The following is an 11,664-nucleotide window of genomic DNA, read 5'->3' on the forward strand; positions in this document are numbered from 1 at the left end:
TCTTTCATTTATCTAGTTTTTATTGATCGAATAGTTGACACGGTGGTGCCACTGCAAAAATGACACCACTGTGCATTTTGTTTAGAGTTAATAAATATTCAAATAAGAAATGCCTTCTTCTCTATGCAACATCTTATCTTACAATGTACCTATTACATGTTCTTCTTCCTTATCCTGATCATTCTTCTGTGCAACGAGATTTGCAGCCATTCCCTCAATGGTAGGATGTAAAAATAATTTTTCCAACGTTAAGGAATACTCCAGTTCACTAAGTCGATTAATAAATCTAATTGCTTTAAGCGAGTCACCACCATGTTCAAAGAAGTTATCGACCACACTGCTATACGTTGTTTTCAAAATTTCTTTCCAGACCTGAACAATAGTTTGCTCTTCTGGTGTTACTGCTTGTCTCCCCTGTTTCACAAGCTCAGGCTGATAAGAAATTTTATAGTGTGCCAGCTGCTTGCGGTTAATTTTACCGTTTGCTGTTATTGGGAAGGATTCATGAACGAAATAATCTTCTGGACACATATATTTAGGAAGATTATGCTCTACCTCTTCTTTAAAGCGTTCAAGGGCTAACCTTTGAATTGTTGAGGGTCCCTCAACCATCATGATATGTTCACCACACCATTTAACGTCATCCCGAGGCCACTCTAATAAATAATTAAAGCCTTCATCTTTCCATAATTGTTGCCATGTCTCGCAATCAAGTAAAGGTAATTTCTCTGCTCCCCTAGCATCAGCAAGTTGGTGATAGCCTTCCTCATAAAATGCCACTGTAATTAGCAATAGTGCATTATTCTTTACATTCTCAGTTAATATAATAAGACCATCTGGCTTTAAGAGTCGCTTTAAATAGGTCAGTGTATGATTCAAATGACGGCTTCGATGCAGTGTATTTTCAGCAATGATTAAATCATAGGTATGAAGATCAATATCCTGATTATCAGGTGGGAAATTAACATCATATTGCATAAATTTAACATGGTCGTTAGTTGTCGCTGCCTTTTTACGATGTAAAAAATCAGATGATTCATCAGCATAGGTATATTGACCAGAGCTTCTAAAATGCTGTGCAAATTGATGACTGCCCTGACCTGTTCTTGTGCCAAGCTCCAAGACATTTAGCCCTTGCTTTTCATTGGATTTTGATAATATGCTTATCATATTGTCCACTAAATCTTGTGTATATTGACTCCATAAATTATAGTGACCTAATTGTTCTGGAGTTAAGAATCCCTGTGAATCTACTAAATAAATCTTGGCTTGCTGCTCGCCTTTTAGAATGGCTAGACGTGCCTTTTGAGAAGTGAATAGCTGCTCCTTTAATTGCTGGAATATCGGCATTGTTTCACCAAGATGAAAATCATTTAACTTATTATTCATATACTGTAAAGCGTCATCTTTACTGAAATTGACGATATAGCTAGCATCGTTCCTCTCTATAAAACCATATTCAACCAGATAATCTAGCCAATGCCCTATTAAAGATTCATACGTATTCGCAACAACTCCTATTATTTCCTCCTTCCTCAATATTTGACCCCGCTTTTTAAAGACGTTCAGTGCAGATAAATCTAAAAACATCATGCCGACACTAAGCCATTCAATTGCTACTGTATAATCGGAAAGCTCAGTCATCTGAAGGGTCGGCTTCATATGCTCTAATTCATTTTTTATTGTCTCAAGACTGACAGAAAGCTTTGTATCTGTTGTCAATGTTTCTACTAAATCATGCTGAATGTCTTTATGAAGCTTTAAATGGCCTATTAGCTTATTATCCTGCATGATAACAGCAGCCTGCTGTACAATCGGAAGCTTGCATAAATTGGCTTCAATATCCCCTAATTCTACTCTATGACCATTCATTTTAATTTGCTGATCTTCACGACCTAAAAATTCAATATTACCATCAGGAAGATATCTGGCTAGATCTCCCGTTTTGTAAATCCTAGCTCCTGTTATTGGATGATATATATAGTGGGCATTCGTTCTCTCCTGATCATTACAATACCCTGTCGATAAACCAATACCACCAATATATAAATCACCTTTTACCCAAATAGGGCTATCCTCATAATTGGCATTCAAGACATACAATTGCTGATGTGAAAGTGATTTCCCATAAGGAATGCTTTTCCATGAATCTTCTATCGTTTCTACCATAAAATAGTTGGACCAAATGGAGCATTCTGTGGCTCCTCCTAGACTGATAACTTGTGAATCTTTGAAAATACTTTTTATTTTTTCTGGAAGGGTTAATGCTATCCAATCACCACTTAATAGCACCCATCTTAAAGAATGACCCCGCTCTGCAATTGTAGTAGCTGTTTTATGGTAATTCACAAACATTTCCATAAAGGTTGGTACTGTGTTCCAGATTGTAATATGATGTTTATGCAATACCTCTAGCCAATGCTCAGGGTCCTTCAGCTTCTGCACCTCAGGTATAACTACTGCTCCGCCTACTGCGAGTAAGCCAAATACATCGTATACGGATAAGTCAAAGGTAAAATTCGATAAAGCTATACTACGATCAAAGGATGTTACTTCGAAACGTTTGTTTATATCTAAAATGGTATTTATCACACTACGATGGGTAATTTCAACGCCCTTAGGCTTGCCTGTAGAGCCTGATGTGAAAATAATATAAGCTAAATCATCAGGTGATACTGTGCGAAGTGTTGTCATTTTCTCTGGCTGAGTTTCAATTAGTGACTCAACTGTATAAATGTTTAAGCCTAAATGACTGAATCGACTATATAGAGACTGGGTAGTAATAATTGTGTCGATATGTGCTTGCAGTATAATCTGCTGTAGTCGTTCCAAAGGTGTATCCACATCTACTGGCAAATATGCTGCCCCCGCTCTCATAATTCCTAGCGCTGCAACAATTTGCTGCCATCCTTTTTCCATTAATATAATGATAGTTTGAGATGTCTCTGTTCCAATGGAAGTAGCAATATTTTTTGACATACCGGCTAATTCCTTATAGCTAACTGTCTTCGTTGCATCAATAATCGCTGGGTTTTCAGCAAATGTAAGGCATTGTTTTTCTATTAAACTGATAAGTGTTTCTTCAGATGTTGGGATAATAGCTGCTTGATGAATGACCTCCCGCTGCTTTGCATCTGGTAGAGTAATCAGAGTGGCGGTCTGTTGCCACGACCTCATTCCCTGACTTAGTTGATCTAAAAGCTGAAGATAAGCATCAAACATCTCAGCCAATAAACCTGAAGGGAATAATTCTTCTACACCATCCCAGGATAGGATGAGCTCACCATCTTGCTCGAATACTTGATGATCCAACCAAACTTGAGGTGTTTGCGATGCTCCATAAATGATTTTCCCTAAATAAGAAATATCCTCTAAATGATCCTTATTCACGCCAATTCCACTAGTAAAGACTATTGGCATAACAATTTCGTTAAAATGGCTTCTGTCTTTTCGAAGCATTCGCTCAACTTCCACACCACTCACAAGCGTATGTTCAAGATCCTGCAATAACTGTTTTTGCATATCCCGACAGCGCATAATGAAATTGCTTGTGTGACGATGATCTATTTCAATCAATACTAAAGAAGTAAAATCTCCAATTAATTTATTGACATCCTCATGTAAAGGTAAACGGTTAAAATGCGTTAAATTTAATGTAAAATGCTGATGACGGCTATATCTGCCTAAAACTTCTGCATAGGCTGTCATAATAATCGTTGAAGGCGTTAAATGAAGTTGATGAGCCATTTGTTTCATAGCTTCCCATTTATCCTTCTTTAAAACTGCCTGATAGCGTGTAAATTTTTGTTCTTTGATTTCATTTGGCTGCTTGGCTAGTGGCAGCTCTGGAGCAGAAGGTAGCTTTTGGGCACGTTCTTCCCAATAATTCTTATCATTTTTATACTGAGTAGAATTTTTTAATTCCGCTAATGCAATAGCATAATCTCTAAAGCTTATATTGATGGTAGGTAAATTTATAGTCGGTATATAAGATAATTTATACCACTCATCAAATAGCAGAAAAATGCTATAGCCATCAAATACGGTATTGTCAAAGCTAACATGTAATCGCGTTGTCTGATTTGGACTTAAGCTTGCCTCAATATCAAACAATGGCCATTTGCTAACATCAAACCTACGCTGGGACATTTGATTTCTAGTTGCTTGCACCCCATTAGTAAAAGCTACGTAATCCTGATTCCTGTAATCATTAATGTTAATTTGATAAGCTGGTACATCCTTCATAATTTGCTGGGACAATCCATTATTCAGTACAACCACTCTCATAACATCATGACGCTGAATTAATAGATTCCAAGCTGCATTTACTGCCTCGATATCCAGTTCGTCACATTCAAGCTCAAAATAACAATGAGCTGACACATCGCTTAAGTCATATACACTATTTCTTCCAAGCCAATAGGATTGCTGAATATCTGTTAATGGGAATGGCTCATAAAGATGACTTGTATCACTTTCAATATTCTCAAAAGGTGTAGGCATTATTTCCTCTGTCTCAGCCATTGCTTGCTCTGCTATATAGTGAGTAAAATCACTAAACTTCGGATATTTGAAAATTGCCTCTAAGGAAGTGGGCAAATTTAATTTTTTCTGTAATTGACTATTAAGTTGCGTGGCAATTAATGAATCTCCACCAAGTTGATAAAAATTATCGTCTAGTGAAATATGCGATTTCTCTAATACCTCTTTCCAAACATTTGCGATTTTTTGCTCCAGAATAGTCATTGAACGTGAAGGTTCTGCCTGCTCCTGAGTCCCAATATCAACGCTGGCATGTAATAGCTTACGATTTAGTTTCCCATTATTCGTTAAAGGCATTTTGCGAAGTAACGTAATATGTCTAGGAATCATATAATCTGGCAATTGCTCTCGAGCATAGCCCTCTAGCTTTCTTTGATTAATTTGCTTTTTCACAGGAGATGACTGAGCAATAAAAATATGGTGCGCAAATAGTTGCGGATGATTCACCACATTCACATTTGAAAAACCAGCTTTCTTAAAAACTTCTAGCCATTGAGTATCCGCTAATAATGGCTGGCAAACCTCTTTTCTTCCATCTTCATATTGCGTAAATCCATTTTCTTCAAAGCCTGTTGTAATGAGCTGCAGGCTGCTATTCATCGTGTTTTCAGTAGTAATCATCAAGCCATCGACACTTAAAAGCTGCTCAATAAGGGGCATCATTTCTGGTAAATTCCTCATTCTGTGTAGCGCATTATTTGCAATTATCAGGTCATATTTATGGCATGTATAGCCTTGTAAAACAGGGTCAATTTCCATATCTAATGTAGCAAATTCTATATGGTCTGAAAGAATGTGATCAAATTCACCTTTAAAATATATAGAAGCATCCGTGATTGTATAATGATAATCCACACCTGCCAATTGCTGAATGATGGCTTCAGTAAACGAGCTACTTCTTGCTCCAAGCTCTAAAATGTGTATTGGATTTTTCTTAGCTGTGCTAATTCTATTAATAACGGTAGCTAATAGACGATGACTTTCTATAGCTCCTGGCTCTTCACATATCACCTTCATCGGGGATAATGCATTTTCAGAGAATAATAACGAAGCTGGTGAAATTTTTCCTGTTAGTATTGCTTGCCCATTCTCTATAAAGGACGTACCGAATTTTAAAATATTTGGGTAATGAACTAAATGAGGTAGCTGATAATCCGATAAATTCATCCTATTTGTATAGGTGATATGATCTATAGTCGCTACTACATGTAGCTGATGTAGCAAACTAAACCATTGGAAAATAAGCTCATAATACCTCGCCTCTATCTGCTTTTCTTCTATTAATTGTTTAACATCATAGCTATGTCCTTTGTACATAGGAAAGTCCATTTGCTGTAGAATCGATATTATCCCATAGCAAGTTAATTGATTGATTTCCTGCATAAATTCCTGCATTGCATCTAAATCATCCAAGTTTCCAGCGCTTGCATTTTGAGAAACCGATTCTATCACGCTTCGAACAAGTTTAGGTATGTCAGAGGATGTCGTCTGAATATCAAAAAGCTTACCAAAACCTTCGGCAGTGATAAAAGCATGAAGTTGATTTCCACTTTTTTGTTTAGTGGCAAGAACTACCGCATCTTTAATACATGAATTATTTTTTAGGCTTCTTTCAATATCACCTAACTCAATACGATGTCCATTAACCTTGACCTGTTCATCTTTTCGACCTAAAAATAATAAAACGCCGTCATCTAAATACTTGCCATAATCCCCTGTTCGATACCATTTTTGCCCATCAATAGAGATAAACTGGTTATTTGTTTGCTGGACATTTCCCTTATACCCCTCAGCAATACTATTACCGCCAATCCATAGTTCACCTGCAACTTGGTTTGGACAATCCTCACCTCTTTTATTAACGACACGATACTGCTGATTTGGTAATGGGAATCCATATGGAATACTTGGATATTTATGAACAATATCATTGGTTACTTTAAAATAATTAGACCATATCCCACCTTCAGTAGCTCCACCCATGGCTATTAAAGTACCATGAGGCGTTTTTAGTTGCATCTGCTGTACTAAATCTGGTTTAATCCAATCTCCAGATAAATAAATATGTCTAATTGTTGGAAGGCTTTTCTCCTCGTGCTCTAGCTCTGCACATAACATCTCAAATAATATAGGTACAGAATTCCATAATGTAACACCAAATTCTTCAATATAGTGTACCCATTTATCTGCACGTCGCACTTCCTCTTCACTCAGTAATAGCAGTTTGCCACCAACAGCCAACAAGCCAAACATATCATAAACTGATAAATCAAATTCTGTGGCAGATACAGCTAATACACAATCTTCAATATTGATTTGATTAAGCTGATTGACGGCATAAATGGTATTCCATGCGGCTTCATGTGTCATCTCTACACCTTTAGGCACACCCGTTGAGCCTGAGGTAAAAATAATGTAAGCAGGAGAGGCTGCATCATAGATGATTTCAAAGCATCTCTCACACTGTTCTGCATCTGCAACAGATAAATAAGAAACGCCACTGTCATCATCTAGCTGAGGTTGATCTGTTACAACAAATCGTATATCCGCTGCTTCATAAATTTTATTTCTTCGAGACAACGGCTGCTTGAGACCAATTGGTACATACACCGCTCCTGCGGCTAAAATCCCTAAAATTGTAGCAATCTGAGAAATGCCTCGTTCCATTAATAGTCCAACTGCCTCATCCTTTCGGATACCGTTAAGGTGCAAATATTGAGCGATGCGTTGTGCCTTTTCCTGTAAAGCACCATAAGTGATTGATGTCTGTTGTGCAGGGAAAATCAATGCTTGCTCATTCGGTATTTGTTGAGCTTGAGTGAAAAATGGTGCATGTAGGCAAGTCGGCTCTACGGTCATTTCTGACTGAACATTTTTTCTAATCGCTAATTGCTCTGTTATTGGAATATGAAGTGGCATCGACCAATCATTCCTATTAGCGACACTATCCACTGTTTGCTTGAAGCTTGTAAACATCTCATCAAGGACCTGTGGCTTAAATACATCATCAATACTATCCCAAATTAAAAGCAAGCCGCCATCCTGCTCAAACACTTGGAGATCCAGCCAAACCTGTGGCGTCTGGGAAATCATATAATGGATATCGCCAAATACTGATTTAAACTCTTCATTCAATAAAGGTGAACCGATATTACATGAGAAAACAACAGGGGCAATTTGTTGTTCACTGCTATGCAATCGAACATAGTCTCTTTGTACATCCACACCAGAGTAGGCTGTATATTTCATATCTGTATGAAATTGGTTTTGAATGGTTTGCACATCCTGTAAAAATGTTCTTTGCTCCTGTAAATCAACCTCTACTAAAAGGATTGTTGTAAAATCTGCAACCACTTCTTCAATCGTATGCTTAGTTGTTGATTGTCGATTAAATAATGGGAGATTGATAAGAAAACGATTATTTTCGCTCCATTTATTAAGAATTAGACTATAAATTGTTAGCAGCGTCATAGCAGGGGTGACGCCTGATCTTGCTGAAGTATATTTTAATTTTTCCCATAACTCCGCTCGTAAAAAATAAGAGCGTCGATAAAATGTTGCATTTATTTCGGACTTATTCGAGACTGGTAATTGGGGCTTTGTTGGTAATGTCTCTAGCCTTTTTGTCCAATAGGCTATTGCCTCCTGTCTCTCTTGTTCATTTTCTTTATTCTTTTCCGCCAAATATGTAGCAAAATTCCATTCAAGGGGTGCTTGAGGCTCCACATTGCGATTGTACAATGCAGCTAAATCTCTTAATAGTATTTGATAGCTTTGGACATCAGCTACTAATAGATCTATATCGAAAAACATACGGCCTTTATTATTTGGTAATAAAGTAATTTGTAATTCTGCTACTTGACCTTCATCTATTTTTAGTAGCCTATGAGATGTTTGCGTTCGAATCTCCTCTAAATGATGTTTGATTTGCTGCTCATCCGCCATTCGATAATCATGAACGATTAAGGGCTTCACCTGTGATTGTTTTAAAATAAATTGTTGTCCATCTACTGTAAAACAGGATCTCAGCATTGGATGATGCTCCTGTAGCCTTTTCCAAGAAGCAGCCAATCTTTCTGTATCAATCTGTTCAACATTAATTTCTAAATAGCCATGACAGCCTACATTTCCTAGGTACTGTCCGTTATATCTTCCCACCCAATAGGCATACTGAACTTCTGTTAAAGGAAAAGGCTCATACATATCCACATAATAATTGTCATGCTTATGAGATATTTGTTCCTCAGAAATAGCCTCCTCTAACATTAATTGTTCCCAGTCCTTTAAATAAGGGTTTTTTACCAATTGTTCAAAAGTTAATCGATAGCCTAGCTTTTTACTTACATTTATGAGCTTCATCATTTCAATAGAGGAAAGGCCCATGTGTAGTAGGTTTGCATCGTCCGCTATTTCCCCACCAGGATTCAACATATTGCATACTTCATCTCTAAATGTTTGCCATTTTAATAAAACCTCTGTCTTAGCCATTGAAGTTCCTCCTAAACTAGATATTGTGCAACTAATTTTTTCTTGTCGGATTTCCCTACATTAATATAGGGAATAGACTCTACATACACTAATTGATCAGGAAGTTTAGTATTTGCTACACCGTTCACTATCATAAATTGACAAAGCTCTGTTAAAGAAAGCTCTCTATCTTTTTTTACAACAAATGCACAGATTCGTTCCCCTAATTCCTGATCAGCAATCCCTACAACGGAAGCATCCACAATTTCAGCATGCTCAAGAAGATAGCTTTCAATTTCACTTGGAGTTACGTTTTCTCCAGCTCGATTAATCTGCTCCTTTACTCTTCCAAGTATTTGAATATTACCTTTCTCCGTTATGCGTGCCTTATCTCCTGTTTTAAAAAAGCCATCCGTCGTAAAGCTTAGCTGATTCATTCCTGGTGATTTATAGTAACCTAGGAAGGTGTATGGACCTTTTTGAATCAGCTCCCCTGCTTCTCCCTGCGCAACCTCATCGCCATTCTCATCAACAATTTTAAATTCATCACCTTTAGAAATCGGTGTACCTTGGCATGAAATAATCGTGTCAATATCATCATTAGGTGAAGTGAAGCAAGTAATACCCTCTCCAAGACCATAGCCCTGAATTAGCTGACACTGAAATTGTGTCATCAATTGAAGAGCCAATTGCTTCTCTAGCTTGGCTGCTCCTAATAAAATATAGTCAATGGAAGATATATCTGCATGCTCTTCTAAGGCGAGAGACTCTACCCATAAATTTGCTATAACAGGGACGATAGATGTATAGGTAACACGCTCTTTTTCAATCCATTCTAGTGCTTCATCAAATGTACTCGTTGAACTTAATACAACCTTACCTCCCTTACTTAAAGTACCTAGAACACCTGGTGAACAAAGAGGATAGTCATGTGCGATGGATAGCACAGCAAGATAAGTACTATCTTCTGTCACCTGACATCGCTCTGCTGCTGCTTTTGCATTACATAAGTAAGCAGTATGCAGTTTGGGAATAACCTTTGGCGTCCCTGTAGTCCCACCTGATAGTAAAAATAATGCAATATCTTGATAAGAGGATTGATGCTCCATTAAGTCATCTTTCTGTGTTTGGAACTGGTATTCTAAATCTCGCAGTGAAGTAAATGTATTGTTTGGTTCATCTGTAATGATGCAGGAAATACTTTGCTGATTCCTCGCTACCTTTTCAGCCATAGATTGATAGTCATAGCCATGGAATGTCGATGGTATAATTATTGCTACAGGCTCTGTTAGGTTAGCAACACTTGTTATATCTTTTTCTCGATGTGTGGGCAATAATAATATAGGCCTTGCACCTATTATAAATAACGCAAAACAAGCCTTTACAAAGTAGATATTATTTGGTAGTTGAAGAAGTACATTGTCACCTCTCTTAATGCCCTGTGCTAATAATCCCTGTCCTAAAAAATTGGCTGATCGATACAGCTCCTCATATGTTAATGATCCTATTTGATCAACAAGTGCAACCTTATTCTTGTAAATAGTTGCCCAGTTTTTTAAGGCATCTGCAAGCGACAATGGCTCCAAATAACCTTGTCTCTCATAATGCTCCAAAAATTTCGTAATCTTTTCCTCTGTTTGTAGGCTGCTCATCCTTTTTAACCTCCAGTATAACAATATCTGAATCCGTAAAATGTTTCCTAGCAATATATAAGTTGACCTGTCGGAGCAGTCGCTCAAACTCACTTTCAGTTCTTTCCTGGCCATTACACAATGTCCAAATATGCATATCCCCTAAAAAAGCTGGAAGGGCTTGTCTTGACACCTTTTCAGGAAGTAATTTTTCAATAATCAACAATACATTATCTTCAGCCATTATCGCTGCTATATTGCTGAGTATTACTGTAGCTTGGCGATCATCCCAATCATGGAGAATTCTTGATAAGATATACATATCCGCCTTATGCTCTAGAGGTAAAAAGAAATCCCCTTCGATGAATTGACATCTCTTCTGTAAGCAGGATGTACGAATTGTTTCCTCTGCTTCTACTTTTATATAGTCTTTATCAAGGATGATTCCCTCAGCTAATGGAAATCCTTGTAAAAGCTGTGTCATTACATCACCAGCACCACCTCCTATATCAACAATTCTCTTAATATCAGCCACTTTTCTTGTCTGAAATAATAGCTCTAAATTTAACTGTGAACTTGATTGACGCATCATTGCATTAAATGTACCTAAGCGATTTTGACTTATTTCATTGGTCTCAAAAAATGCCTCTCCCTCCATCAATTCAATGGGCGAAATATTATTCTTTAATCCTTCATAAAAATAACCCCACGCTTTCATGCAAATTCGTCCATTAAATAAAACCATTGCAGCCATTGACTCTTCACTATCATTTGATAATTTTTCACCTAGTGATGTTAGTGAGTATTGACCATTTTCTTGGTAGACGAAATCCATTGCTACAAGAACCTTCATAAATCGCTCTAATAATAAAGGTGAAAGATGAAGCTCTGTGGCCAATTGCTGATTTGTCATGCTTTTTGAAAACAATGCATTAAAAATGCCTAGCTCAACGGCACTGTATACAATATACGAATGGGAATAGCCCTGTATCGTATTAATGATTTTCATTTTTTCTATATCCAC

3 protein-coding genes are annotated in these 11,664 nt (G+C 37.2%); all 3 read right to left on the minus strand.

The annotated features are described in order from the left end of the window. Positions 1–138 precede the first annotated feature (138 nt). From AC3WOM_RS11960 to AC3WOM_RS11970, 3 genes are read right to left on the minus strand one after another with little or no spacing between them, the layout of a single operon-like run. Positions 139–9,030: an amino acid adenylation domain-containing protein gene (locus AC3WOM_RS11960; protein WP_492446950.1), complete on the minus strand. Its 8,892-nt coding sequence runs from the start codon at positions 9,028–9,030 to the stop codon at positions 139–141. Positions 9,031–9,041: 11 nt separating this feature from the next. Then, positions 9,042–10,661 carry a (2,3-dihydroxybenzoyl)adenylate synthase gene (locus tag AC3WOM_RS11965; protein ID WP_492446952.1) on the minus strand — a complete coding sequence of 540 codons (1,620 nt, stop codon included), beginning with the start codon at positions 10,659–10,661 and terminating at the stop codon, positions 9,042–9,044. Further along, positions 10,609–11,664 (minus strand): methyltransferase, encoded by a 1,056-nt coding sequence (locus AC3WOM_RS11970; protein WP_492446954.1) that lies wholly within the window; start codon positions 11,662–11,664, stop codon positions 10,609–10,611. Before AC3WOM_RS11970 ends, AC3WOM_RS11965 begins: the two co-directional genes overlap by 53 nt.

The sequence above is a fragment of the Lysinibacillus sp. FW301-JW8 genome, from assembly GCF_058788755.1.

Excerpts from the sequence above, each read along its gene's own strand:
- AC3WOM_RS11960 (WP_492446950.1), bottom strand. The coding sequence starts at position 9,030 with ATGGCTAAGACAGAGGTTTTATTAAAATGGCAAACATTTAGAGATGAA.
- AC3WOM_RS11965 (WP_492446952.1), bottom strand. The coding sequence starts at position 10,661 with ATGAGCAGCCTACAAACAGAGGAAAAGATTACGAAATTTTTGGAGCAT.